General features: G+C 59.1%; 21 protein-coding genes and 4 pseudogenes. 9 read left to right on the forward strand and 16 right to left on the reverse strand.

Annotation, left to right across the window (positions count from 1 at the left end; translation table 11 throughout):
* Positions 1–13: 13 nt before the first annotated feature.
* From tauA to RHM58_RS09705, 4 genes are all read right to left on the reverse strand, one after another.
* Positions 14–991 (reverse strand): taurine ABC transporter substrate-binding protein, encoded by a 978-nt coding sequence (tauA, locus tag RHM58_RS09690; RefSeq protein WP_322270203.1) that lies wholly within the window; start codon positions 989–991, stop codon positions 14–16.
* Between the two features lie 303 nt (positions 992–1,294).
* Positions 1,295–2,878 carry a glutamate--cysteine ligase gene (gene gshA, locus RHM58_RS09695; RefSeq protein WP_322270204.1) on the reverse strand — a complete coding sequence of 528 codons (1,584 nt, stop codon included), beginning with the start codon at positions 2,876–2,878 and terminating at the stop codon, positions 1,295–1,297.
* 382 nt (positions 2,879–3,260) lie between these two features.
* Entirely contained in the window at positions 3,261–3,644 is a 384-nt protein-coding gene (locus RHM58_RS09700) for a PaaI family thioesterase (RefSeq protein WP_007972875.1), read from the reverse strand.
* Complete coding sequence (locus tag RHM58_RS09705; RefSeq protein WP_322270206.1) at positions 3,644–5,968, reverse strand: Tex family protein; 2,325 nt, start codon at positions 5,966–5,968, stop codon at positions 3,644–3,646. The genes RHM58_RS09700 and RHM58_RS09705 overlap by 1 nt, the downstream gene beginning before the upstream one ends.
* Before the next feature lie 361 nt (positions 5,969–6,329).
* On the opposite strand from RHM58_RS09705, the pseudogene ompR reads away from it, so the two are divergent.
* Both ompR and RHM58_RS09715 read left to right on the forward strand, forming a co-directional pair.
* A pseudogene (gene ompR, locus RHM58_RS09710) lies at positions 6,330–7,071 on the forward strand (two-component system response regulator OmpR).
* A 114-nt stretch (positions 7,072–7,185) separates the two neighbouring features.
* Positions 7,186–8,499: an ATP-binding protein gene (locus tag RHM58_RS09715; RefSeq protein WP_322270208.1), complete on the forward strand. Its 1,314-nt coding sequence runs from the start codon at positions 7,186–7,188 to the stop codon at positions 8,497–8,499.
* Between the two features lie 167 nt (positions 8,500–8,666).
* On the opposite strand, the gene rimK is transcribed toward RHM58_RS09715, so the two are convergent.
* The 3 genes from rimK to RHM58_RS09730 form a co-directional block, all read right to left on the reverse strand.
* Positions 8,667–9,572: a 30S ribosomal protein S6--L-glutamate ligase gene (rimK, locus tag RHM58_RS09720; protein WP_054047778.1), complete on the reverse strand. Its 906-nt coding sequence runs from the start codon at positions 9,570–9,572 to the stop codon at positions 8,667–8,669.
* Positions 9,569–9,988: an ATP-dependent zinc protease gene (locus RHM58_RS09725; RefSeq protein ID WP_242486358.1), complete on the reverse strand. Its 420-nt coding sequence runs from the start codon at positions 9,986–9,988 to the stop codon at positions 9,569–9,571. The genes rimK and RHM58_RS09725 overlap by 4 nt, the downstream gene beginning before the upstream one ends.
* A gap of 77 nt (positions 9,989–10,065) precedes the next feature.
* Positions 10,066–10,845, reverse strand: a complete 780-nt coding sequence (locus RHM58_RS09730) for an EAL domain-containing protein (RefSeq protein ID WP_201256649.1) — start codon at positions 10,843–10,845, stop codon at positions 10,066–10,068.
* A gap of 116 nt (positions 10,846–10,961) precedes the next feature.
* Between RHM58_RS09730 and RHM58_RS09735 the strand changes: the two genes are divergently transcribed.
* Positions 10,962–11,369 (forward strand): RNA-binding S4 domain-containing protein, encoded by a 408-nt coding sequence (locus tag RHM58_RS09735; RefSeq protein WP_201199709.1) that lies wholly within the window; start codon positions 10,962–10,964, stop codon positions 11,367–11,369.
* A 330-nt stretch (positions 11,370–11,699) separates the two neighbouring features.
* Here RHM58_RS09735 and RHM58_RS33965 read toward each other — a convergent pair.
* A pseudogene (locus RHM58_RS33965) lies at positions 11,700–11,888 on the reverse strand (phosphoesterase); the annotation flags it as partial.
* A gap of 102 nt (positions 11,889–11,990) precedes the next feature.
* Here RHM58_RS33965 and hslO point away from each other — a divergent pair.
* Complete coding sequence (gene hslO, locus RHM58_RS09745; RefSeq protein WP_201199711.1) at positions 11,991–12,893, forward strand: Hsp33 family molecular chaperone HslO; 903 nt, start codon at positions 11,991–11,993, stop codon at positions 12,891–12,893.
* A gap of 182 nt (positions 12,894–13,075) precedes the next feature.
* A pseudogene (locus RHM58_RS09750) lies at positions 13,076–14,618 on the forward strand (phosphoenolpyruvate carboxykinase).
* Between the two features lie 76 nt (positions 14,619–14,694).
* Here RHM58_RS09750 and RHM58_RS09755 read toward each other — a convergent pair.
* The 6 genes and pseudogenes from RHM58_RS09755 to RHM58_RS09780 form a co-directional block, all read right to left on the reverse strand.
* Positions 14,695–15,965, reverse strand: a pseudogene (locus RHM58_RS09755) (type II toxin-antitoxin system HipA family toxin).
* Positions 15,966–15,967: 2 nt separating this feature from the next.
* The gene (locus RHM58_RS09760; RefSeq protein WP_201256647.1) at positions 15,968–16,456 is read right to left on the reverse strand and encodes a helix-turn-helix domain-containing protein; all 489 of its coding nucleotides are present in this window, start codon (positions 16,454–16,456) and stop codon (positions 15,968–15,970) included.
* A gap of 191 nt (positions 16,457–16,647) precedes the next feature.
* The gene (locus RHM58_RS09765; RefSeq protein ID WP_201256653.1) at positions 16,648–17,001 is read right to left on the reverse strand and encodes a DUF1493 family protein; all 354 of its coding nucleotides are present in this window, start codon (positions 16,999–17,001) and stop codon (positions 16,648–16,650) included.
* 312 nt (positions 17,002–17,313) lie between these two features.
* Positions 17,314–17,610, reverse strand: coding sequence for a hypothetical protein (locus RHM58_RS09770; protein ID WP_201256646.1), 297 nt, complete (start codon positions 17,608–17,610; stop codon positions 17,314–17,316).
* A 329-nt stretch (positions 17,611–17,939) separates the two neighbouring features.
* Positions 17,940–18,116 carry a hypothetical protein gene (locus tag RHM58_RS09775; protein ID WP_322270210.1) on the reverse strand — a complete coding sequence of 59 codons (177 nt, stop codon included), beginning with the start codon at positions 18,114–18,116 and terminating at the stop codon, positions 17,940–17,942.
* Positions 18,117–18,181: 65 nt separating this feature from the next.
* A complete protein-coding gene (locus RHM58_RS09780; protein WP_201256644.1) occupies positions 18,182–18,457 on the reverse strand; it encodes a hypothetical protein in 276 nt (91 codons plus the stop codon).
* A 297-nt stretch (positions 18,458–18,754) separates the two neighbouring features.
* Between RHM58_RS09780 and RHM58_RS09785 the strand changes: the two genes are divergently transcribed.
* Positions 18,755–19,258, forward strand: a complete 504-nt coding sequence (locus RHM58_RS09785) for a polysaccharide deacetylase (RefSeq protein ID WP_201256643.1) — start codon at positions 18,755–18,757, stop codon at positions 19,256–19,258.
* Between the two features lie 18 nt (positions 19,259–19,276).
* Here RHM58_RS09785 and RHM58_RS09790 read toward each other — a convergent pair whose 3' ends face one another.
* Positions 19,277–19,453, reverse strand: a complete 177-nt coding sequence (locus RHM58_RS09790; RefSeq protein WP_201256642.1) for a hypothetical protein — start codon at positions 19,451–19,453, stop codon at positions 19,277–19,279.
* Positions 19,454–19,687: 234 nt separating this feature from the next.
* Between RHM58_RS09790 and RHM58_RS09795 the strand changes: the two genes are divergently transcribed.
* The 3 genes from RHM58_RS09795 to RHM58_RS09805 all read left to right on the forward strand — a co-directional run bounded on the left by RHM58_RS09795 (position 19,688) and on the right by RHM58_RS09805 (position 23,686).
* On the forward strand, positions 19,688–21,616 hold the full coding sequence (locus tag RHM58_RS09795) for a RecQ family ATP-dependent DNA helicase (protein WP_322270211.1): 1,929 nt from the start codon (positions 19,688–19,690) through the stop codon (positions 21,614–21,616).
* Between the two features lie 236 nt (positions 21,617–21,852).
* Positions 21,853–23,079: a 3-hydroxyacyl-CoA dehydrogenase gene (locus RHM58_RS09800; protein ID WP_322270212.1), complete on the forward strand. Its 1,227-nt coding sequence runs from the start codon at positions 21,853–21,855 to the stop codon at positions 23,077–23,079.
* A gap of 175 nt (positions 23,080–23,254) precedes the next feature.
* On the forward strand, positions 23,255–23,686 hold the full coding sequence (locus RHM58_RS09805) for an acyl-CoA thioesterase (RefSeq protein WP_416195302.1): 432 nt from the start codon (positions 23,255–23,257) through the stop codon (positions 23,684–23,686).
* A 67-nt stretch (positions 23,687–23,753) separates the two neighbouring features.
* Here the strand turns inward: RHM58_RS09805 and RHM58_RS09810 are convergent, their stop codons facing one another.
* Positions 23,754–24,233 (reverse strand): glycine zipper domain-containing protein, encoded by a 480-nt coding sequence (locus RHM58_RS09810; RefSeq protein ID WP_201256641.1) that lies wholly within the window; start codon positions 24,231–24,233, stop codon positions 23,754–23,756.
* Between the last annotated feature and the right edge of the window lie 131 nt (positions 24,234–24,364).

The following is a 24,364-nucleotide window of genomic DNA, read 5'->3' on the forward strand; positions in this document are numbered from 1 at the left end:
CGGTTAACTCCGATCAGTTGGTGATGTATTTGGCGCTGACGTACGGGGCGTAGTCCGGCAGTACGGCTTCGACCTTGCCTTGTTCTTTCAGGAACGCGGCGGTGTCGGTGATGGCCTTGGTGGTCGGCGCGCCGAGGGTGATCACTTGATCAGCCGCCAGCGGGTAGACGTTGCCTTGCAGCAGCAATGGGATGTCAGTGGCCTTGGCGCCGGAGAGCTTCACCAGTTTGTCGACGTTGGATTGGTTGGCGAGCCAGGCTTTCGGGTCTTTGCGGTAGTCGGCGTAGGCGTCGAGGGTCACTTTGGCGAACGCGGTGACGATTTCCGGGTGCTTCTCGGCGAAGTCTTTACGCACGATCCAGGCATCGAAGGTCGGCGCGCCGAACTTGGCCAGTTCGCCGGAGGTGATCAGCACTTTGCCGTTTTCCTTGGCTACGCCGAGGGCTGGGTCCCAGACGTAAGTGGCGTCGATGTCACCACGTTTCCACGCGGCGACGATGGCCGGTGGCGCAAGGTTGAGGATGGTGACTTTCGACGGGTCGATGTTCCAGTGCTTCAGCGCGGCGAGCAGGCTGTAGTGCCCGGTGGAAACGAATGGCACGGCGATTTTCTTGCCGATCAGGTCTTGCGGGGTCTTGATCCCGGAGCCGTCGCGAGCGACCAGCGCTTCAGCGGCGCCGATCTGGGTGGCGATCAGGAAGGTTTCGACCGGGACTTTGCGGGTGATTGCGGCGGTCAGAGGGCTGGAACCGAGGTAGCCGATCTGCACGTCGCCGGACGCGATGGCGGCAATGATGTCGGCACCGTTGTCGAATTTGCGCCAGTCGATCTTGGCGTTGGTGGCTTTTTCGTAAGCGCCGTCAGCCTGGGCGACTTTGGCCGGGTCCACGGTGGTCTGGTAGGCGACGGTCACGTCAGCCGCTTGGGCAAAGAAACTCACCGCAGCCAGGGACGCGGCCGCCAGGAGGCGAAGAGGGAAATTCAGTTTCATTGAGAAGCTCCTTGTCAGGCGACCGAGAGTCGGCGAGAAAGGAGACTAAATGATATAAGAATCAGAAAATAAATAACTTTTTCGAATTAGCTTATGAGCGGAAAATTCTAAGGAAGCGTAGTTGTGAATCGCTTTTGTGGCGAGGGAGCTCGCTCCCGCTGGAGGCCGAAGGACTCCCAATCCAGACAATCACATTCTTGAATGCCAAAACACGGTTGTCTGGTTTTGCGGCTGCTGCGCAGCCGAGCGGGAGCAAGCTCCCTCGCCACAATGATTTGCGTTTGCTGCGGAAGCGTTCAGAGGTTAGTTGCTGATGGCCAGAATACTCGCCTGATACGACCCGACAAACACATCGAAATCGCCAACCTCGTTCTGCTCCAGCTCCGCCTGTTCCGCCAGCGACGAGCGCGCCCGGGTTTCAAACTTCGCCTGATCATCGACGCTCAACGGCTCGCTACGGAAATACTCCGCATGCACACGGCTCTGACGCAGGGAGAACTGAGTAAAGCTTTCCTTATGCTCAGCCATCGCCGCCAGTACTTGGGCCGAAGGTGTGCGGGACGAATCCTTGACCTTCTCCAGTTGCACAGTCAACGCCTTGGCATGAGCATCGCCGCCATGGCTCTGATCGAGCAGCGCTGCGAGTGGGGCAATCTTCTCCAGCAACTCGGTGGCCCATTCCTTCATGTCCACCGGTTGACCGTCGCGCTGCAATTGCAGGCCTGGGCGACGACCTTCCTTGACCACGCTGAGGAAGTTCGAGGTCGCGTTGCTGCAAGTGGTGTTGGCCAGCAGCGGGCTGTCGTTCAGCGCGCAATACAGCAGGAACGCATCGAGGAACCGCGACTCTTGCAAGTCGATGCCCATCGGCAGGAACGGGTTGATGTCCAGGCAACGCACTTCGACGTACTGAATACCACGGGCCACCAATGCCTGAATCGGCCGTTCGCCGGTGTAGGTCACGCGTTTCGGGCGGATGTTGGAGTAGTACTCGTTTTCGATCTGCAGGATGTTGGTGTTGAGCTGAACCCACTCACCGTCCTTGTGCGTGCCGACTTCAACGTACGGTGCATACGGCGTGGCCACCGCTTTGCGCAGGCTGTCGGTGTAGCTGGCCAAATCGTTGTAGCACGGCGTCAGGCCGGCCTGGGCGTTGCTCTGGTAACCGAGGTCGCTCATGCGCAGGCTGGTGGCGTACGGCAGGTACAACGTGTCCGGGTCCAGTTGCTCCAATTGGTGCGAGCGACCGCGCAGGAAGCCGGCGTCCAGCGCTGGTGAGGCACCGAACAGGTACATCAGCAGCCAGCTGTAGCGGCGGAAGTTACGGATCAGCGCGATGTAGGCCGACGACTGATAGTCACGGTCGGTGCCGACAAAGCCTTCAGCCTCTTTGAGCAGCGGCCAGAGCTTTTCCGGCAGGGAAAAGTTGTAGTGAATCCCGGCGATGCACTGCATGGTCTTGCCGTAGCGCAGGGCCAGGCCCTTGCGGTAGACGTACTTGAGCTGACCGATGTTGGACGTGCCGTAATAGGCAATCGGGATGTCTTCCTCGGCCGGCAACGGGCACGGCATCGATGGACTCCACAGGTACTCGTTGCCGAGTTTGCTGTAGGCAAAACGGTGAATGCTGTCCAGGCTCGCCAGGGTGTCTGCCGGGTCGGGCAGGGCGGGCGTGATGAACTCCAGCAGCGATTCGGAATAATCGGTGGTGATTTGTTCGTTGGTCAGCGCGGAACCCAATTCTTCCGGGTGCGGCGTTTGCGCCAGGCGACCTTCATCGGTCACGCGCAGGCATTCACGTTCGATGCCGTGAAGGCACTGTTCGAGCAGAGAGAGGTTAGCGCGCTCGCCGAGCAGAGCCAGGCGGCGGTTGAGAAGTTCGCTCAAGTTGGATTCCTTCACGCGTCAGTCGCCCCAATATGGGGGTGGGCAAGACGGTCTACAAGGGTGAAGTTAAAACTGGCGTTTTCGCCTGGTTCTTGAGCCATACAGAGTTGATGCCTGCCAGTTAAGGATTGATCACCGCAACCCCCTGTGGGAGCGGGCTTGCTCGCGAAGAGGGCGTGTCAGTCAACATTAACGTCGCCTGACACACCGCTTTCGCGAGCAAGCCCGCTCCCACAGGTTGTGCGTCTTAACTGGCGGGCATCAGCCGCACAGACTCACAGTTAATTGCCAACTTCACTCCCTGAATCTGGCTATTGCGGACACAGAAAAGTTCGACGCCGCAGTCGTAGCGCCGAAATTAACTCAAATTGATGGCATTCATCTACAGGACAGCGAACGTGCCTTGTGCTTTTGCGACCAGTTTGTCGCCTTGCATCACGTCAGCTTCAACCACCAGCGTGCGCCGGCCCGGGTGAATTACCCGCGCCGTGCACATCACTTCACCGTCAGAAACGGCGCGAATGTAGTTAATTTTGCATTCGATGGTCGCGCTCTGCTGGTCAAAGCCGTGGGTGCTGGAACAGGCCAGCCCCATGGCAATGTCCACCAGACTGAACAACGCCCCGCCGTGCAGCTTGCCGCCGCGATTGCGCAGCTCTGGCTCAAGCGCCAGGGCCACTTGCGCCACCCCGGTTTCCAGGCTGTGCAAGCGACACCCCAGCAGCTTGAAAAAAGCGCTTTCGGTCAGCCCGGCAGGGATGTCCATCAGCGTTTCTTCAACTGCTTGGCGTTGGCGAACAGCGAAGCCATTGCGTTGTTGGCCGGGGCTGCCGCTGTGGTTTCCTTGCGCGGTGCAGTGTTCTGGGATTGGCGCGGCGCCGAACCCGGACGTGCGCCACGGGCACCGTCGATTTTCTCGCCCGGGGTGTCGCTCATGCGCATCGACAGGCCGACGCGTTTGCGCGGGATGTCGATTTCCATGACCTTCACTTTCACCACATCACCGGCCTTCACCGCTTCGCGCGGATCCTTGATGAACTTCTCTGAAAGCGCAGAGATGTGCACCAAACCGTCCTGATGCACGCCGATGTCGACGAACGCGCCGAAGTTGGTCACGTTGGTCACCACGCCTTCGAGGATCATCCCCAGTTGCAGGTCCTTGAGGTCTTCGACGCCTTCCTGGAACTCGGCGGTCTTGAACTCGGGACGCGGGTCGCGACCGGGTTTTTCCAGCTCTTGCAGGATGTCGGTGACAGTCGGCAGACCGAATGTTTCGTCGGTGTACTTCTTCGGATCGAGGCGCTTGAGGAAACTTGCGTCGCCGATCAGCGAACGAATGTCGCGGTCGGTTTCAGCGGCGATGCGCTGCACCAGCGGATAGGCTTCCGGGTGAACGGCGGACGAATCCAGCGGGTTGTCGCCGTTCATCACGCGTAGGAAACCGGCAGCCTGTTCGAAAGTTTTTTCACCCAGACGCGCGACTTTCTTCAACGCGGCGCGGGTTTTGAACGCGCCGTGCTCGTCGCGGTGGCTGACGATGTTCTGCGCCAGGGTCGCGTTGAGGCCAGAGATGCGGGCCAGCAACGCCACGGAAGCGGTGTTCACGTCCACGCCCACGGCGTTTACGCAGTCCTCGACCACAGCGTCCAGGCCGCGCGCCAGTTTCAGCTGCGACACGTCGTGCTGGTACTGGCCGACGCCGATGGATTTCGGATCGATCTTCACCAGCTCGGCCAGCGGGTCTTGCAGGCGACGAGCGATGGACACCGCGCCACGGATCGACACGTCGAGGTCCGGGAATTCCTTGGAAGCCAGTTCCGACGCCGAGTAAACCGATGCACCGGCCTCGGAGACCATGACTTTGGTCATCTTCATGGCTGGGTATTTTTTGATCAGCTCAGCGGCCAGTTTGTCGGTCTCGCGGCTGGCGGTGCCGTTGCCGATGGCGATCAGGTCCACGGCGTGCTTGGCGCACAGGGCGGCGAGGACCGCGAGGGTCTGGTCCCACTTGTTGTGCGGCACGTGCGGGTAAACCGTAGCGTGATCCAGCAGCTTGCCGGTGGAATCGACCACGGCGACCTTGCAACCGGTGCGCAGGCCCGGGTCGAGGCCCAGAGTGGCACGCGGGCCGGCCGGGGCCGACAGCAGCAAGTCGTGCAGGTTGTGCGCGAACACATTGATCGCTTCGGTTTCTGCGCCATCGCGCAGCTCGCCCAGCAGGTCGGTTTCGAGGTGGGTGTAAAGTTTGACCTTCCAGGTCCAGCGCACCACTTCGCCCAGCCATTTGTCGGCGGCGCGGTTCTGGTTCTGGATGCCGAATTGCTGACCGATCATGCCTTCGCACGGGTGCATGGCGCCCGGCAGCTCGTCGCCGACTTTCAGCGCGGAGCTGAGAATGCCTTCGTTGCGGCCACGGAAAATCGCCAACGCACGGTGCGACGGCATGCTTTTTAGTGGCTCATCGTGTTCGAAATAGTCGCGGAACTTGGCGCCTTCCTCTTCCTTGCCGGCGATCACGCGGGCACTGAGGGTGGCTTCCTGCTTGAGGTAGCTGCGCAGTTTGTCCAGCAGGCCGGCGTCTTCGGCGAAGCGTTCCATCAGGATGTATTTGGCGCCTTCGAGGGCGGCTTTCACATCGGCCACGCCTTTTTCGGCGTCGATGAAGCGTGCGGCTTCGGTGTCTGGCGTCAGGGACGGGTCGTTGAACAGGCCGTCGGCCAGGTCGCCGAGGCCGGCTTCCAGGGCAATCTGGCCCTTGGTGCGGCGCTTCTGCTTGTACGGCAGGTACAAGTCTTCGAGACGGGTCTTGGTGTCGGCGAGTTTGATGTCGCGTTCGAGTTGCGGGGTCAGCTTGCCTTGCTCTTGAATGCTGGCGAGGATGCTGATGCGCCGTTCGTCGAGTTCTCGCAGGTAGCGCAGACGCTCTTCCAGGTGCCGCAACTGGATGTCATCGAGGCTGCCGGTCACTTCTTTCCGGTAGCGGGCGATGAAGGGAACGGTAGAGCCTTCATCGAGTAGCGCGACGGCCGCTTCGACCTGTTGTGGGCGTACACCGAGTTCCTCGGCGATGCGGCTGTTGATGCTGTCCATAAAACCACCTGACAAATTGTGAAAGCAGGCTCGCAGGCGCAGGGTTAAAGGCTCGGCGAGACTGGTTGAGCGGCCTGGCCTGCGCCGCTACCTGGGTCAACAGGCATCCCGTTGACCCGTGAAATCGAACAATTACTGCGCACGCCTTAAAAATAAAAAGCGGCCTACTACAGTAACGATCAGACGTTGCCTGACACAAAACGCCGCGCATTATAACCAGCGTTCAGCCATTCGGGGGCATTGCACCCGGCAGGCATAAAGGTCGGAGTTCTGGCGGTGAAGGAAAAATCTGCTAACAATGCACACGGTGCGTATAACGGCAGCTACGCCATAATGCGCGCCGAGCTAAAAGGAGCATCTAATGAGCAGCACTGCAAACAATGCTGAAGGCGAAAAAATTCTTATTGTTGACGACGATCCTGGGCTGAGCAGCCTGCTGGAACGCTTTTTCGTCAGCAAGGGCTACCGTGCCCGTGCCGTACCGAACACCGAACAGATGGACCGCTTGCTGGCCCGTGAAGTGTTCAATCTGGTTCGTACTCGACCTGATGCTGCCCGGCGAAGACGGTCTGACCGCCTGCCGCCGTCTGCGCGGCGCGAACAATCAGATCCCGATCATCATGCTGACCGCCAAGGGCGATGAGCTGAGCCGCATCAAGGGCCTGGAACTGGGCGCCGACGATTACCTGGCCAAGCCGTTCAACCCGGACGAGCTGATGGCCCGGGTCAAAGCGGTCCTGCGTCGTCAGGCTGCGCCTGTACCTGGCGCACCGGGCAGCGAAGACGAAAGCGTGACCTTCGGTGACTACGAGTTGTCCCTGGCCACCCGCGAACTCAAGCGCGGCGATGAAGTGCACATGCTCACCACCGGTGAGTTTGCGGTACTCAAGGCTTTGGTCATGAACGCCCGTCAGCCACTGACCCGCGACAAGTTGATGAACCTGGCCCGTGGCCGGGAATGGGATGCCCTGGAGCGTTCCATCGACGTGCAGATCTCCCGTCTGCGCCGGATGATCGAACCCGATCCATCCAAGCCACGCTACATCCAGACTGTCTGGGGCGTGGGCTACGTGTTCGTTCCGGACGGCGCCGCCACCAAGTGATCGGCGATTTGTAGGAGCGGGTGTGCGGGCAAGAGGTCAATCGACCTTGCCCGCAGACTCGCGATCCGCAATGTGCGAGCATCGCTCGCTCCTGCAAGTGTGTAGCGGTTATTCATGAAAACCCCCGTTTGGTTCCCCCAGAGTTTCTTCTCCCGCACCCTGTGGCTGGTGCTGATTGTCGTCCTGTTCTCCAAAGCGCTGACCCTGGTTTATCTGTTGATGAACGAAGACGTGCTGGTGGACCGCCAATACAGCCACGGCGTCGCCCTGACGCTGCGCGCCTATTGGGCCGCCGATGAAGAAAACCGCGCGAAGATTGCCGATGCCGCGACCCTGATCCGGGTGGTGGGCGCAGGCGTGCCGGAAGGCGAACAACACTGGCCATACAGCGAAATCTATCAGCGGCAGATGCAGGCAGAGCTGGGGGCTGACACTGAAGTTCGATTACGCATGCATTCCCCGCCGGCGCTGTGGGTCCGGGCGCCAAGCCTGGGCGATGGCTGGTTGAAAGTGCCGCTGTACCCGCATCCGCTGCGCGGCCAGAAAATCTGGAACGTGCTTGGCTGGTTTCTCGCCATCGGCTTGCTCTCCACCGCCTCGGCGTGGATCTTCGTCAGCCAGCTCAATCAACCTTTGAAGCGCCTGGTCTATGCCGCAAGGCAACTCGGCCAGGGCCGCAGCGTGCGCCTGCCGATCAGCGACACGCCGAGCGAGATGGCCGAGGTTTACCGCGCCTTCAACCAGATGGCCGAAGACGTCGAACAGGCTGGTCGCGAGCGAGAGTTGATGCTGGCCGGGGTGTCCCATGATCTGCGAACACCGTTGACCCGTTTGCGCTTGTCCCTGGAGCTGATGGGCGACCACAGCGACCTGAGCGACGACATGGTGCGCGACATCGAGGATATGGATGCAATTCTCGACCAGTTCCTGGCGTTCATTCGCGATGGTCGTGACGAGTCGGTAGAAGAGGTGGACCTGAGCGACCTGGTGCGCGAAGTCGCCGCACCGTACAACCAGAGCGAAGAGAAAGTGCGCTTGCGCCTGGAACCGATCCAGCCGTTCCCGCTACGTCGGGTGTCGATGAAACGCTTGCTGAACAACCTGATTGGCAACGCCTTGCACCATGCCGGCAACGGTGTTGAGGTCGCGGCTTATGTGTCCGGGGACACCAGCGCGCCGTATGTGGTGCTGAGTGTGATGGACCGTGGGGCGGGGATTGATCCGTCGGAGCTGGAGGCGATCTTCAACCCGTTTACCCGTGGCGATCGGGCTCGGGGCGGGAAGGGTACCGGGTTGGGCTTGGCGATCGTGAAGCGGATTGCTTCGATGCATGGCGGCAATGTTGAGCTGCGTAACCGTTCGGGTGGCGGGCTTGAAGCGCGGGTTCGGTTGCCGCTTGGGCTGATGTTGCCTAGAGACGCTGTCTAACCGTCGCACACAGCCCCTGTGGCGAGGGAGCTTGCTCCCGCTGGAGTCCGAAGGACTCCCGATCCCGGCAACCGCGTTCTTTCAGCTAGAACACGGTTGCATGGTTTTACGACTGCTGCGCAGCCGAGCGGGAGCAAGCTCCCTCGCCACAGGGGACCGAGCCGGTCTTAGCCTTTGCCTTTGGTGCGCGTCATATTTGGCCCACCATTCTTCTCAAGGTGCTCAATGATGATCCCTGCCACGTTCTTGCCGGTGGTGGTCTCAATCCCTTCCAGACCCGGCGACGAATTCACTTCCATCACCAGCGGCCCGTGATTGGAACGCAGGATATCCACCCCCGCCACGGCCAGCCCCATCACCTTGGCTGCACGCAATGCGGTCATGCGTTCTTCCGGGGTGATTTTGATCAGGCTCGCGCTGCCACCGCGATGCAGGTTGGAGCGAAATTCCCCAGGCTTGGCCTGACGCTTCATCGCCGCGATCACTTTGTCGCCGACCACGAAGCAGCGAATGTCCGCACCGCCGGCTTCCTTGATGTATTCCTGAACCATGATGTTCTGCTTCAGGCCCATGAACGCTTCGATTACCGACTCCGCCGCCGTCGCTGTTTCACACAGCACCACGCCAATGCCCTGGGTGCCTTCCAGCACTTTGATCACCAGCGGTGCGCCATTGACCATGTCGATCAAATCGGGAATGTCGTCCGGCGAGTGCGCAAACCCGGTGACCGGCAAACCGATGCCCCGGCGTGACAGCAGTTGCAGCGAACGCAGCTTGTCTCGCGAACGTGCGATGGCCACCGACTCGTTGAGCGGGAACACCCCCATCATTTCAAACTGGCGCAACACCGCGCAGCCATAAAACGTCACCGACGCACCGATCCGCGGGATCACCGCATCGAAACCTTCCAGCGGCTTGCCGCGGTAGTGGATCTGCGGCTTGTGGCTGGCAATGTTCATGTAGGCGCGCAAAGTGTCGATCACCACCATTTCATGGCCACGCTCGATACCGGCTTCGACCAGACGACGGGTGGAATACAGACGCGGATTCCGCGACAGCACAGCGATCTTCATGCAACACCTGTGGAGGAGGTAGATACCGGGAACACCGGCTTGTCTTGAACGTATTTAATCCCCGGATTGACCACCAACTGGCCGTCGATCAGGGCTTTGGAACCGAGTAGCAGCCGATAACGCATGGACTTGCGGCAGGCGAGGGTGAACTCGACCCGCCACACCCGATCACCGAGGGCCAGGGTGGTGCTGACCACGTAACGCATCTGCGCATGGCCGTTGGAGCTTTTAATGGTTTTCATCGTCACCAGCGGCGCCTCGCAGCGTCGGTGGCGCAATTGCACCACCGTGCCCAGGTGCGCGGTGAAGCGCACCCACTCTTGCCCGTCCCGCTCGAAGGGTTCGATGTCGGTGGCGTGCAGGCTGGAGGTGCTGGCGCCGGTGTCGATTTTTGCCCGAAGGCCCGCGACTCCCAAATCCGGGAGCGCCACCCACTCGCGCAGACCGACAACGGTCAAATGGTCAAATGTCTTCAATAGGAAAAAACCAGCGATTAGCGCGTCCAGGCTTCAGGCTTTACCTGAGCCAACGCTTTGAATGCAGGTTTGGCGAACCAGTAACCCTGCATCAGAAAAATTCCACAGTCCGCCAGGAAATCCCGTTCACCGGCGCTCTCAATGCCTTCGGCAATGACTGTAACGTTCAACTCCGCACAGATTGTGACAATCCCCCGGACGATAGCCTGACGAACACGGTCGCGGTCGACATCGCGGATCAGCGCCATGTCGAGTTTGATCAGGTCCGGTTGGAAATCAGCCAGCAGATTGAGCCCCGAATAACCGGCACCGAAATCGTCGATGGCGGTCATGAAGCCGAATTCGCGGTATTCACGCAGAATATTGGTCAAATGGCGATAGTTATCTACGTGCTCGCTTTCCAGGGTTTCGAAAATCAGCCGGTCGATGGGGAAATTGTGTTTTTTTGCCGCCTCCAGGGTGCTGCGAATGCATAGCTCTGGACGATAGACGGCGTTGGGCATGAAGTTGATCGACAAGTGTGTCTGCATATTTAGATTCGCCGCACCTTCAATGGCGCGCATCCGGCAGAGCTGGTCGAAGCGGTAGCGATTGTCCTCGGTCACCTGGTCGAGCACCGACAGCGCGCCTTCACCGGCCACGCCACGCACCAGCGCTTCGTGGGCGAAAATCGTCTGGTCGCGCAGGTCGACGATCGGTTGGTAGGCAAAGGAAAAATCGAAGCCCAGCGGCTCGCTTTGCTGGCAGCCCTGGCAACCGCCCTGGGGCGAGGTCAATGAAGACGGAAATTTAGTCACTCGATCACTCCATGCCGGTGGACCGGCCAAGCACACAGTCTATCTGGAGGGCCGAGTTCTTGCGCCCGACAGAAACGGTAGTACAGTTCCGACTATTGGCTGAAAGAGGAATTCATATGGCACAAAAACAGGAAGAGGACGACAAGGTCCGTCTCGATAAATGGTTGTGGGCCGCGCGTTTTTACAAAACACGTGCCTTGGCCAAGTCGGCCATCGAGAGCGGCAAGGTGCATTGTCGGGGTGAGCGCTGTAAACCGGGCAAGGAACCGCGAGTCGGTGACGAGTTTCAGATCCGCATAGGGTTTGAGGAAAAGACGATAGTGGTCCAGGCGCTGTCGATCGTGCGCCGTGGCGCGCCGGAGGCTCAGGCGTTGTATGCGGAGACCGAGGCGAGCGTCGCCAAGCGTGAAGCGGCGGCTGCGATGCGCAAGGCCGGCTCGCTGGGCGTGAGCACCGATGGCAAACCGAGCAAAAAGCAGCGTCGGGATTTGTTCAAGTTTCGTGGAAGCAGTAACGACGAGTGAGCCTGATGTTCCTGCATTGGCCGTGAAGCCGCTTTCGCGAGCAAGCCCGCTCCCACATTAGACCGAGATCACCTGTGGGAGCGTGGCTTGCCCTCGAACGAGTGCGCAGCACTCGCCGGCCGTCCCCGGATATCAGGCGCTGCGCACCACACTCATCCGCGAAACCCCCGGCAGTTTCCCCTGCCGTCCAAACAGTGGCGCCATCACTGTCAGGAAAAACTCTGAAGCGTGATACGCAAATGGCGAGTAGTAACCCCAGCCCAGCGCCCACACCGCCAGCAAAATCTCCCCGACCACCGCGTCAAATGGACGCAGACTTGTAATTGCCTACACATGGAGCCATATCGGGTGACTGGCCAACGGGGCATTGAGTCGGCGAAATAGCCACTCGTCGAAAAGCACACACAGCATCTGACCCGTAGGCCATAACCAGAATGCCAACAGCGCCAAAGGCACAAAATTGCACAAAACCAGCCGGGGCAGGTTCCACCTTGCTTGGAACAAACCCGGATTGTTCATAAAATGCCTCCAATGGCTGAACGTTGCGCACCAAAATGGTGCCGCAAAGGCGCAACTCTACGTTCTGTAACCTTCTTGTCATCAATTCAGATACCCAGACCTATGACCGATCTATCGGATACCGACTTCACCCAACGCTTCATCTTTGATGACAGCGACACCCGTGGCGAGCTGGTTGCGTTGGAACGTAGCTACGCTGAAGTGCTCGCCAAACACCCCTATCCGGAGCCGGTCGCGCAACTGCTGGGCGAACTGATGGCGGCCGCGTCGTTGCTGGTCGGCACCTTGAAGTTCGATGGCTTGCTGATCCTGCAGGCCCGTTCCGATGGCCCGATTCCGCTGCTGATGATCGAGTGCTCCAGCGAGCGCGAAATCCGTGGCCTGGCCCGTTACGAAGCCGACCAGATCGCCCCTGACGCGACCCTCGCCGACCTCATGCCCAACGGCGTGCTGGCGCTGACCGTCGACCCGACCCAGGGCCAGCGTTACCAGGGCATCGTCGACCTCGACGGCGAAACCCTGTCCGAGTGCTTCACCAACTATTTCGTCATGTCGCAGCAGGTTGGCACCCGCTTCTGGCTTTACGCCGATGGCCGTCGCGCCCGTGGCCTGCTGCTGCAGCAATTGCCCGCCGACCGCCTGAAAGACGAAGAAGAACGCGCCGCCAGTTGGCAGCACATCACCGCGTTGGGTAGCACCCTGACCGCCGATGAATTGCTGAGCCTGGACAACGAAACCGTGCTCCATCGCCTCTACCACGAAGAGCAAGTGCGCCTGTTCGATGTGCAGAAACTGCGCTTCCGTTGCAGTTGCTCGCGCGAACGTTCGGCCAATGCGTTGGTCAGCCTGGGCCTGGAAGACGCCCAGTCGCTGGTCATCGAACATGGCGGGAATATCGAGATCGATTGCCAGTTTTGCAACCAGCGCTACCTGTTTGATGCCGCGGATATCACCCAATTGTTCGCTGGTGCGGGCGTGGATACGCCGTCAGATACCCGGCACTAAAACGGTTCAGCGCAGGTAAATTCACTGCTTAGCGCCGGATTAACGCCGTTACGACGGGAGGGCCCTACTATTTTTGGGCGTTTCTGGCATAATCCGGCCCACTTTTTGTCGCGGTAGTAGTGCACGACTTTCTACTACAAAACGTTTGGAGCACACTCGGCCACTGGCCGACGGGGAATCTCATGACGCAAGCCAATAACGCCGTGTACACCGATCTGAGTGTTGATGATCTGGTAAAAGAAGCCTTGAATCGCGGTGAAGGCGAGCTTGCCGATACCGGCGCGCTGGTTGTTCGCACCGGTCACCGCACCGGCCGTTCGCCAGTCGATCGGTTCATCGTAGAAGAGCCTTCCACTCAGGCAGCCATTGCCTGGGGCCCGATCAACCGCAAGTTCCCGGCCGACAAGTTCGATGCGCTGTGGGCTCGCGTCGAGGCGTTCAACAACGCGCAAGAGCATTTCGTTTCCCACGTGCATGTAGGTGCGTCCGAAGACCACTACCTGGCCGTGAAGATGACCACCCAGACTGCCTGGCAGAATCTGTTCGGTCGTTGCCTGTTCATCAACCCGGCGCAGTACAACCCGGCCGGTCGTGACGAGTGGCAAGTGCTCAACGTGGCCAACTTCGAGTGCGTGCCTGAGCGTGACGGCACCAACTCCGACGGTTGCGTGATCCTCAACTTCGCACAGAAAAAAGTGCTGATCGCCGGCATGCGTTACGCCGGTGAAATGAAGAAAGCCATGTTCTCCGTGCAGAACTTCCTGCTGCCGGCCGCTGACGTGCTGCCGATGCACTGCGCTGCCAACATCGGCGAAGCAGGCGACGTGACCCTGTTCTTCGGTCTGTCGGGCACCGGTAAAACCACCCTGTCCGCCGACGAAAGCCGTTACCTGATCGGTGACGACGAACACGGCTGGGGCGAAGGCGTTGTCTTCAACATCGAAGGCGGCTGCTACGCCAAGTGCATCGACCTGTCCGAGAAAAACGAGCCGGTCATCTGGAAAGCCATCAAGCATGGCGACTGTGCTGGAAAACGTCGTCATCGACGACGCCAAGCACGCCGACTACGCCGATGTCAGCCTGACCCAGAACAGCCGCGCCGCCTACCCGTTGGAGCACGTTGCCAAGCGTTCCGAGAAAAACCTCGGTGGCGAGCCAAACGCTGTGATCTTCCTGACCTGCGACCTGACCGGCGTCCTGCCGCCAGTGTCCATCCTCAGCGAAGAACAAGCGGCCTACCACTTCCTGTCCGGCTACACCGCACTGGTGGGCTCGACCGAAATGGGGTCCGGCAGCGGCATCAAATCAACCTTCTCCACCTGCTTCGGCGCACCGTTCTTCCCGCGTCCGGCTGGCGAATACGCAGAACTGCTGATCAAGCGCATCCGCGGCTTCGGCTCCAAGGTCTACCTGGTTAACACCGGTTGGACTGGCGGCGGCTACGGCGTCGGCAAGCGCTTCAACATCCCGACCACTCGTGGCGTGATTGCAGCGATCCAGAGCGGCGCGTTGATCGGTGCTGAGACTGAGCACCTGGACACCATCAATCTGGACGTGCCGTTGGCTGTTCCTGGTGTTGAGACTGGTTTGTTGAACCCGCGTAATACCTGGGCTGACAAGGCTGCCTACGACGAAGCTGCTAAAGCGTTGGCTGGGTTGTTTGTTGAGAACTTCAAGAAGTTTGAAGTGAGTGATGCGATTAAGGCTGCTGGTCCTAAGCTGTAAGGCTTGGATTTAGCGAAATGAAAAAGCCGCCCTTTTAGGGCGGCTTTTTTGTGGGCGAAAGAAGAGCAGTAGAGGGTCATTTGGCAGACAGGCGAAACGCCGGAGCCATATTGTCTTGTTCACGCTTCGACAACCCCGCCGCGCTGGCCACTTTTGGCCACTGGCTCACCACTTCTTGGAAACGCTCAATAATTTCCTCCGCATCATCACGGCTAACGCGAAAGATTTCGGCCACTTCGCGAGCGAGCTCTAGATCCAAGGCGTTGTCGGCATCCGTGATGTTGAGTTTCAGCCCATCGGCGTGTGCCACAGGATTCATGTCGTAGGCATCAGACAAGCGCCATCCACGGCCAGGATCAAGAAGAAAACCATGGTTACGCATGTGGTCGTCGGTGTTGGAAACCAGGATGTTGAACACAATCCGTGACCACAATTCGCGGAGATCTTCGTTGGGTTCTGAGCCGTGCTCCACGAGCACTTCCGCCAATTCAAGGTAACTGGCGCCTACCGATGCATCGTCACCGTCCACGCGGTCGGTCATGGTCATGGCTGAGGCGAAATGCAGTCGCCTTCCCGTTGCCGTGCGGTCGAAGCGTTTGACCATGAAGCAGTGATGGTCGCTCGCATAGCGTTGCGCCATCCCCCTTGCCACCCGCAGACCACATTGCTCCGCCAGGGCGTTCACCACGAATTCCCATCCGCCGATGTCGTAGTCGTCGCGAGTGCTCGGGAATTTGGCGATCCACAGTTGACCATTCTTGTCAGCAACGCTGGCCTTGGGTCTGGCGCCGCCCAGTGAGCCACCGGGTGCAATCAACATTCTCAACCACTCGCGCCCATCGAGCGAGGTGTTGTCTGGATCGTTTTCCAGTGCACGGCTTGCCTGCTCCAACGCGCGTAGCTCAGTAAAGGGGGCGCTGCCAAGTTATCTCGATCGTCCAGAAAACTTCCTTCATCGTTCAACTTGTAGCGAATAGCGCCGACTCGATAGAGGTCATGAACGCCTAGCAGGTAATCCGACTCGTAGAGCTTTGTGCCCCTAGGGATAAGTCCTTCGCGGATGTCCCGTTCCAGGCGGCGTTTCATTAGCAATTGGCCCCAGCGATCCGGGCTTGAGTCGGCAAAAACGCCGAAGCGCGTCTGGTGCTGTCCAGGGAATTGCCGTCCTTCGAAGAGCCCGATGCGGGGATCCAGCGTCGTGAAGTTCAATTCGGAATCGGCCAAAGCGCTAGGGTCGTATTCAAACTCGAACACGTTGGTGGAGCGAGCCTTTCGGGCATGGAGAAACCCAAGACGCCTTGGTCCGTTCAGGGTTTCCCAATCGGCATACACCGCGATCAGTGTCATTTTCAATCCGTCTCAGATTTGGTTTTTTTCGTGGTGAACAATTTGGCAAACGAGTGAGTGTTCAACGGGAAATCAACCTCAATATCCGAATCGGAAATGGGGCTTTCCGATGCTTCCTCCGCCCTGTCGCGAATCGGTGACGACGCCTTCGTGGAGGTCATGTTGCGCACTCGTTGGCGTTTACTGGCTGCTGCGTTCGCCTGTGGAGTTAATCGCGCGTCTTGCAGCTGGCGTCCCAACTCATCGGTTGCAGCGAGCTTGCTCAAGTCTTTCTCCAAGCCCAGAACCTGCATCACGGACATATAGGCGCCCATCGTCACGCCTGAGCCGCCGGACTCCAGAGAGCGAAGCGTTGTCAGCGACATGCCTGCCCTTTCGGCGACTTGCTTTGCGGTCAGCCTGCGACGCAGTCGAGCGAGTTTCAGGCGTTCGCCAAACTCCGCGAGCAGTCTGGATGCGGATGGCATGAGAGGCGCTGTTTTCTTAGCCATGTGCCATTATTCCTTCACTTTTAGGCTTTAACTGCCAGAATAATAGCACTTATGTGGTGATTTGCAGGGCGTTGCAAGGCTCTGTTTTCTGGTACATCCGCAATCGGTGGGGCCGGAATCCATTTTTATAACTGCCATTATTCCAACTGAATTCGTGATAAACAGCCAGAATAATGCCATTTAGGTATTCCCTAGAGACATTCCAGAGTTTGCGTATCCCAGCGCTGCGTCTTGACCGCTTGGTAAAGCATGTCGATGGTCAGCGGGACTTTGTCGCCGCGACCCTTTGCCCTTCGTTTGAGATGCACATCAAATCCTTCGGGCTGGAAATAGCGATAGGCGTCGTAGTCCACGAAGTCGATCCCGAATTGTTCTTCCATCGCCTCCATCAGGTGTCGCGCATCGGCACCGTCGCAGTTCAGGTCGAAATTGATCGAGGTGGTGAGGCTGATGGATTTGCGTTCGGGCAGGCCGAGTTCTTCGTGGAGCAACTGCATGAGCAGGTGCATGGCGTGGTCGTCGGGGAAGTTGGGGGCGAGGTTCATGGTGCGTCTTCCGTTAAGGGCGTGTCGATGAGGCGGATTAAGCCTGATTTTGCGTTGGGGTGGACGTCGATCAGCGCTGGTAATCTGGGATGCGCGGGAGGGTTGGTGCTCACCTCTTATGATCTCGTTCATTTCCTGCACGCTTGCCATTAGCTCATCAAAAAACTTGCTCATGGTTATCCTCAGGTTTGATCGTTCCCATGCTCTGCGTAGGAATGTAGCCCGGGGCGCTCGGCGTTCCATCCAAAGTCGAACGCGGAGCGTCCGTGGAGGCATTCCCACGCAGAGCGCGGGAACGATCGTCACTCGGTGTCAGGCCGGTGCTTTCCAGCCCATCATCCGTTGCTGTGCGACTTGCAGCAGGTCGCAGCCGTCCTGGGTTAGCAGGAAGAGCGCGTGGGTGATGTGAGGGATGTCTTCGACGTCGCCGTTTTTGAAGCAGATGCAGTGCAGGGTTTTGAGGAGGTCGCTGGAGGCTCGGATGCGTTGGAGGGCGCCTTCGAGGATGTCTTGGGGGTTGGCCGCTGTGTCGATGATCAGGGGCGGGGAATCGGTGAGATTGGATTGCAGCGGGCGGTAGCGATCAGTGAGCGGATTCGATGTCTTCATTGGTTTCTCTCTTTTGTATATCCGAAGGATCGCAACCATCGTGACCAAGCGATGGGTGGCGAACTGTGTTCGGGTTGGTCAACCAAGGGAGAGGAAAACCCCGGCACGCCGAGGCGTCCCAAACACAGCCGCCATAAAACGTGCCGCACAAAAGATGTCGGCAAGCATACAAGGGCATGCGTAAGTTCTCTCTCATTTTTCAGGTGACCAAGCCCGAGTCGCTGATTTGGCAGCGACAGTCACGACTATAGGTTTGAGCCACGGGGCGGCGATAGGCGATAAGGAGTCCTCGCTTGTAGGAACGGGATGAAGCTTGGATAGGGCGTTACCTACAGCTTTTTCCCCTGTCGCAATTTCTCCCGTTTGATTGCAAATATGCGCCTGGCTTCTTCATCTGGAATGCTGGGTCGTGGGTCGTCCAGGCTGGCTTGTACTTGTGCTCTGAACCACGCGTCGTAGGTTGCTGTATCGAGTGGTTGTTGAATGTCGGGGATGTTGGTTTTCATCAGGTGCACCGTGTCATCGTTTATCGCGGGCAAGCCTGGCTCCCACAGGGATCTTCGTTCAGGCATCAGATTGCGGTGGTTTTCGGCAAGCGCTGCCGGGCGATTTCCAGGAGTTCGTGTCCGTCCTGGGTGAGCAGGTACAGGGCGTTAATGATGTTGGGGATGTCGCTCGGGTCAGCCTCTTTGAAGTTTTGGCAGTAAAGCGTTTCAAGCAGATCGCTGGCGGCGCGGATGCGTAGGCGGGCGGCGTCGAGGATGGCGTGCGGGTCGGCTTCGGTGTCGATGACTAATACTGGGGTGTCGCTGTAGTTGGTTTTGAGCGGGTGATAGCGGGTGGTCATCGAGGGTTGTCCTGTGCGAAATCACGGCAGGCCGAGACACTGTTTTAGCCGCGCCGCAAACTATAGAAGGGCATGCAACTGCGCAGCAATAGCGCCGCAATGGACAGGTTTTGTAGGGGATTTACCGGGCGTTTCAGATTTGGCCTACGGGTTTCCTGAGGTTTTTTAGGTCCAAACCCCTAGAGGTTAAATTTCCTACGGGTTTGTCAGGCGTTGCGCGGCAAACCTCGGTATGGTGCGCGCCAGAATCTGTAGGGCGTTTCCAAACGTCCGACCAACGCTTAAAGGGAATTAGGTATGCAATGGCTACGTATGGCCTCGATTTTGTTGTTGTGGGCCGGTGTTTGTCGTTTGGCGGGGGCCACTGATGCGGGTGGCTCGATGGTGCTGACCAACATGGACCGCACCGGTTGGCCGGATGCACTCACCAGTCAGGCCGAATTCGATACCGCGTCCCGCGCCGAAGTGCTGATGGTTGGCAAGGCTCTGCTGGCCAGCGAAGCGCTGGACGAAACCGGCCTGAAACAACGTCTGGGCGTGCAGGCGGTGAAGCTCAAGTCTGTGCGACAAGTGCGCGACGGGTTGTGGGATCGGTTGCTGAGTACCTACCGCAATGCCAGTCAGAACTGTGATGACCAACCCTTTTGCCCGCGAGTGCGCAGCGTCGCTGATTTGCGTCAGTTGGCGGCGGCGTTCACCGGGGAAATAAGCCCGGCTCATGCGGCGTGGGCGAGCAAGAGCCGGGTGTTTCAGGAGCAGATGTTGAACGAGCAACTGCGGGTGGCCGTGGTGGTGCCATAGCCACCTGAATCGCAGTCGTCAGGATGTCCGCCAGCCCTGTTGGGCGGAACATTCAAGGGTGTCGCAGGTAGCGAGCAGCGGTGGTTCTGTGGGAAGTCCATCGCAGCCGCTCAGCAGCAGGGATGTCAGGATCAGGGTGATTGCAAAGAACGGTTTTTGAAGCATGGTCATTCCTTTTTCAAATGCCGCGCTCATCAGGCGTCCTGCCATGATGTGAAGTGCGCGGACCGTGGTTGTGCGAGGCAGACCTTACCGTCAGGTTGAGCCGCACCGCGAGGAGCAAAGTGTTTCGTTTGTTTCAACCTGTGGCAAAGGACCCAGGGGCGAGGCTGTATCATCCCGTATCGTTTTGGTCCCCGACCTTTTCTCGACTCGCTGCAATCGCCGACTAGGCTTTTGGCATCGCAGCGGTCAACGGAGTGACAGCTTATGCACAACACCCTGGAACAGGTTTTCGGTTATCCACAGTTTCGACCCGGCCAGGAGGCGGCGGTCAGCGCGGTGTTGGCCGGGCGCTCGGCGGCGGCGATTTTCCCGACCGGCTCGGGCAAGTCTCTTTGTTATCAATTGCCGGCGTTGTTGCTGCCGCACCTGACACTGGTGGTCTCGCCGCTGTTGGCGCTAATGCAGGATCAACTGGCGTTTCTACAGCGCCACGGCATCTCGGCCGGCAGTATCGATTCGGCCCAGAGCCGCGACGACGCCAGTGATGTGATGGCCCGGGCCAAGTCCGGCGAGTTGAAGATTTTGATGATTTCCGTGGAGCGCCTGAAGAACGAGCGCTTCCGCAATTTCTTGCAGCAAGTGCCGATCTCGCTGCTGGTGGTGGACGAGGCACACTGCATCTCTGAGTGGGGCCACAACTTCCGCCCTGACTACCTCAAACTTCCGGACTACCAGCGTCAGTTCAACATCCCCCAAGCGCTGCTGCTGACCGCCACCGCGACCCCCAAAGTGATCGCGGACATGGAGGCGAAATTCGCCATCGCGCCTGAAGATGTGGTGACCACCGGTTTCTACCGGCCGAACCTTAATCTGCTGGTGGAGCCGGTACGTGGTCAGGACAAGCGCCGACGTCTGGTCGAGTGGATGAGTCAACGCCCCGGCCAGCCGAGCATTGTCTACGTCACCTTGCAGAAAACCGCCGAACACATCGCCGAACATCTGGGCCGCAACGGCATCCAGGCCGAGGCCTATCACGCCGGTTTGCCCCACGAGCAACGTGAAGGCATTCAAAAGCGCTTCATGGGCGGGCAGTCCAATTGCATCGTCGCGACCATCGCGTTCGGCATGGGCATCGACAAGAGCGACATCCGCAACGTTGTGCATTTCGACCTGCCCAAATCCATCGAAAACTACAGCCAGGAAATCGGCCGCGCCGGGCGTGATGGGCAGCCGTCCGATTGCCTGGTATTGGCCAACCGCGACAGCCTCAACGTGCTGGAAAATTTCGTCTACGGCGACACCCCGGAACTGGACGGCATCCGCTGCGTACTCGACGAGTTGCAAGCCTCTACGCCCGAGGGGCAGTGGGAGTTTTTGCTAGGACCATTGGCGGATCAAAGCAACATTCGCCAGTTGCCGCTCAAGACGTTGCTGGTGCAGTTGGAACTGCGCGCAATCATCGCCCCGCGATATGCCTATTACGCTGAATACCGTTTCAAGTATTTGCAGGAACCGGAGGCCTTGCTTGCGCGTTTCGAGGGCGAGCGCAAGGACTTCGTCGCGGCGATCATCCAGACCTCCAGCCGCGCACGAACCTGGGCCACGGTGAATTTCGATGCGCTGTATGAACAGCATTCGGCCGAGCGCAATCGGGTGGTCAAGGCACTGGATTACTTCCAGGAAAAGGGCTGGGTAGAGCTTGAAAGCAAGCAGATGACCGAGGTCTACAGCCTGCTGCAAACCGGTTTTGATGCCCAGGCCTTGAGCGAAGAGCTGCATGCCTACTTCACCCGTCACGAACAAACCGAGATCGCCCGGATTCACGCGATGCTTGATCTGTTCGCCACCGACCATTGCCTGGGTTATCGCCTGGCTGAGTACTTCGGCGACGAAAATGCGCCGCGGCAGTGCGGGCATTGTTCGGTGTGTCACGAGGATGTGGCGCGACTGCCGGCGCCGCCAGAGTTGCCGGCGCTTGTGGATAAAAACTTTGAAGCGTTATGCGGCGACTTTATCCACAGGCACGAACAGCACACCGGGCATTTCCCGTCGGCGGAGCGGGTGACGCGGTTTTTGTGCGGGATCAGCGTGCCGCTGTTCACCAAGCTCAAGGCGCGGACGATTCCGGGGTCTGGTGCGCTTGAGGATTACCCGTATGCCGAAGTGCGGGAGTGGGCGCAAGCGCATCTCTGACGGTTGAAACATGGCCAATGTGGGAGCGGGCTTGCTCGCGAAAGCGGTATGACAGTCCGCAATGATGTCGACTGGCAATCCGTCTTCGCGAGCAAGCCCGCTCCCACAGGGATCTGCGGTGTTTGCGGCACCGCATCCATCTGCTGAATGTTGCTCATCACAGGAATAAATTTCAAAAAAGCGCGGCAGCTGACTATGGTGAAGGCTGTCTTTGGATCGCCAACAAGAGAACAACAATGAGCCAGACGCCGTTCAATATTCAGCGCGCCGCCGTGATCGGCGCGGGCACCATGGGCCGGGGGATTGTCATGTGCCTGGCCAACGCCGGGTTGCCGGTGCAATGGGTCGATAACAATCCGCAGATGCTTGAACAGGCGCTGGCTGCTGTCGCCGACACCTACGCCCACAACGTGCGTCAGGGCCGGATCGATCAGGCCGAAGCAGACGCCCGCATTGCACGAGTGACCAGCGCGGCCGATTACGCGGCGATCTGTGATGTCGATCTGGTGATCGAAGCGGTGTACGAAAACCTCGAGCTGAAGCAAAAAATCTTCCGTGAGCTGGATGGCCTGCTCAAACCCCAGGCGATCCTGGCCAGCAACACCTCGGCGCTGGACATCGACGCGATTGCCGCTGCCACTCGCCGCCCGCAACACGTCTTGGGCCTGCACTTCTTCAGCCCGGCGCACATCATGAAACTGCTTGAGATCGTCCGCGGCGCGCAAACCGCTCCGGCGGTGCTCGACGCCGCGCTGGCGCTGGGCAAACGCATGGGTAAGGTCAGCGTGGTATCCGGTAACTGCCATGGTTTCATCGGCAATCGCATGCTCAATACTTACGTGCTTGAGGCGCGCAAAATGCTGCTTGAGGGGGCGTTTCCTTATCAAATGGATGCTGCGCTGCAAGGTTTCGGGTTCGCCATGGGGCCGTTCCGCATGTACGACGTGGTCGGCATCGATCTGGGATGGCGTGCCCGGCAACTGGCCGGCAAAGGGCAGGATGCGCCGCAAGTTCAGATAGAAAACCGGCTGTGCGAGCTGGGACGGTTTGGCCAGAAGAGCGGCGACGGTTACTACCACTATGAGCCGGGCAGTCGGCAGGCTGAGCACGATGTGGCGGTCGATGCGCTGGTGCTGGAAGTCAGCGAGGGGTTGGGCTTCCAACGCCGCGAGATAAGCCCTCAGGAGATCCTGGAGCGCAGCTTGCTGGCACTGGTCAACGAAGGGGCGAAGATCCTTGAGGAAGGCATTGCGGGATCGGCCCATGACATCGATCTGGTTTACCTCAACGGCTATGGCTTTCCTGCGGACAAGGGCGGCCCGATGGCCTGGGCGGATCAGCAAGGGTTGGCGGATATTCACCAGCGGTTGCTGGCGTTAGAGACCCGACAGGGTGATCAGTGGAAACCGGCGCGGTTGATTGGGGAGTTGGCGGCGGTGGGTAAGGGGTTTGCTGATAGGTGATTGATGTGGCGTCTGTCAGGGCGCCTTCGCGAGCAAGCCCGCTCCCACATTTGATCTTCAGTGAATGCAGATTTTTTGTACGACCAGAATCCACTGTGGGAGCGGGCTTGCTCGCGAAGAACGATAACGCGGTTTTCACCTTAGACTGACCATCCAACCCCAGGAACCGATGCTAATGTCCAGCCCGATGCCCCAACGCACCGACTACCCGCACTTCCAGCCCATTACCACCCGCTGGCACGACAACGACGCCTACGGTCACGTCAATAACGTCACCTACTACAGCTTCTTCGACACGGCAGTGAACACTTACCTGATCGAAGTCGGTGGCCTGGATATTCATGACGGTGAAGTCGTGGGTTTTGTGGTGAGTTCGGCCTGCGATTATTTCGCGTCCATCGCCTTCCCGGATCGCATCGAGATCGGTCTGCGAGTCGGTAAGTTGGGCAACAGTTCGGTTCAGTACGAACTGGCGGTGTTTAAGCAAGGTGAAGATGAAGCCTGTGCGGCCGGGCGTTTCGTGCACGTGTTCGTGGATCGGGCGTCGAATCAACCAGTGGCAATTCCTGCCGGTTTGCGCGGGGCGTTGGAACGATTGGTGGTTTGACAGGCAAAAAAATCGCAGCCCTTGGGCTGCGATTTTTTCGAGAGGCCGGTAGCGGGGGACGCCAGCCTCAGTCGTGATAGCGATGATGCTTGCGATGCCCATAGGCATGACCACGGTGACGACGGTCGTCATCACGGTAGTAGCGACGATCATCATGGCCACGATACGAACGACGATCATCTTCGCGGCTCGAGTTGCCCATGTAGTTACCCAGCGCGCCACCCGCACCGCCGCCGGCTGCGGAGCCGATCAGGCTGCCGGTGGTGCCGCCCATGCTGCGGCCGACCACGTTACCGCCGGCTGCGCCCAACGCACCGCCGATGGCGGCTTGGCCACGGCTGTGTCTGTCGGCGCCAACGGCACTACCACCGGCACCGCCCAAGGCCGCGCCAATGGTGGAACCTGTATTGCCGCCTAGTGACTGACCGACGACCGAGCCCAAAACCCCGCCCAATGCGCCGCCCACACCTGCTTCAGCAGTGCCTCCAGCAGAAGCGAAACCACTGGCCAGGCTAAGGGACAACAAGAGAATCGAGGAGAACTTCATAGAGGAACCTCAAGGGGATGACGGCGCGATCCTGAGGCTGTGTCATAGTTGTGACAATCGAAATCCGACGAGTAACACGACTTGTACACAATTCTATAAGTTACTGTTTTTAGGGCGGAACTTAAGTATTT

It is taken from the genome of Pseudomonas sp. 10S4 (assembly GCF_034344865.1).
In the GTDB taxonomy this organism is placed as follows: Bacteria; Pseudomonadota; Gammaproteobacteria; order Pseudomonadales; family Pseudomonadaceae; genus Aquipseudomonas.

Excerpts from the sequence above, each read along its gene's own strand:
- RHM58_RS09775 (WP_322270210.1), bottom strand. The coding sequence starts at position 18,116 with ATGAAAACCAACATCCCCGACATTCAACAACCACTCGATACAGCAACC.
- RHM58_RS09765 (WP_201256653.1), bottom strand. The coding sequence starts at position 17,001 with ATGAACCTCGCCCCCAACTTCCCCGACGACCACGCCATGCACCTGCTC.
- RHM58_RS09785 (WP_201256643.1), top strand. The coding sequence starts at position 18,755 with ATGCAATGGCTACGTATGGCCTCGATTTTGTTGTTGTGGGCCGGTGTT.
- hslO (WP_201199711.1), top strand. The coding sequence starts at position 11,991 with ATGACCGATCTATCGGATACCGACTTCACCCAACGCTTCATCTTTGAT.
- RHM58_RS09790 (WP_201256642.1), bottom strand. The coding sequence starts at position 19,453 with ATGAGCGCGGCATTTGAAAAAGGAATGACCATGCTTCAAAAACCGTTC.
- RHM58_RS09715 (WP_322270208.1), top strand. The coding sequence starts at position 7,186 with ATGAAAACCCCCGTTTGGTTCCCCCAGAGTTTCTTCTCCCGCACCCTG.
- tauA (WP_322270203.1), bottom strand. The coding sequence starts at position 991 with ATGAAACTGAATTTCCCTCTTCGCCTCCTGGCGGCCGCGTCCCTGGCT.
- rimK (WP_054047778.1), bottom strand. The coding sequence starts at position 9,572 with ATGAAGATCGCTGTGCTGTCGCGGAATCCGCGTCTGTATTCCACCCGT.
- RHM58_RS09770 (WP_201256646.1), bottom strand. The coding sequence starts at position 17,610 with ATGAAGACATCGAATCCGCTCACTGATCGCTACCGCCCGCTGCAATCC.
- RHM58_RS09780 (WP_201256644.1), bottom strand. The coding sequence starts at position 18,457 with ATGACCACCCGCTATCACCCGCTCAAAACCAACTACAGCGACACCCCA.
- RHM58_RS09700 (WP_007972875.1), bottom strand. The coding sequence starts at position 3,644 with ATGGACATCCCTGCCGGGCTGACCGAAAGCGCTTTTTTCAAGCTGCTG.
- RHM58_RS09735 (WP_201199709.1), top strand. The coding sequence starts at position 10,962 with ATGGCACAAAAACAGGAAGAGGACGACAAGGTCCGTCTCGATAAATGG.
- RHM58_RS09760 (WP_201256647.1), bottom strand. The coding sequence starts at position 16,456 with ATGGCTAAGAAAACAGCGCCTCTCATGCCATCCGCATCCAGACTGCTC.
- RHM58_RS09795 (WP_322270211.1), top strand. The coding sequence starts at position 19,688 with ATGCACAACACCCTGGAACAGGTTTTCGGTTATCCACAGTTTCGACCC.
- RHM58_RS09705 (WP_322270206.1), bottom strand. The coding sequence starts at position 5,968 with ATGGACAGCATCAACAGCCGCATCGCCGAGGAACTCGGTGTACGCCCA.
- RHM58_RS09810 (WP_201256641.1), bottom strand. The coding sequence starts at position 24,233 with ATGAAGTTCTCCTCGATTCTCTTGTTGTCCCTTAGCCTGGCCAGTGGT.
- RHM58_RS09805 (WP_416195302.1), top strand. The coding sequence starts at position 23,255 with ATGTCCAGCCCGATGCCCCAACGCACCGACTACCCGCACTTCCAGCCC.
- RHM58_RS09800 (WP_322270212.1), top strand. The coding sequence starts at position 21,853 with ATGAGCCAGACGCCGTTCAATATTCAGCGCGCCGCCGTGATCGGCGCG.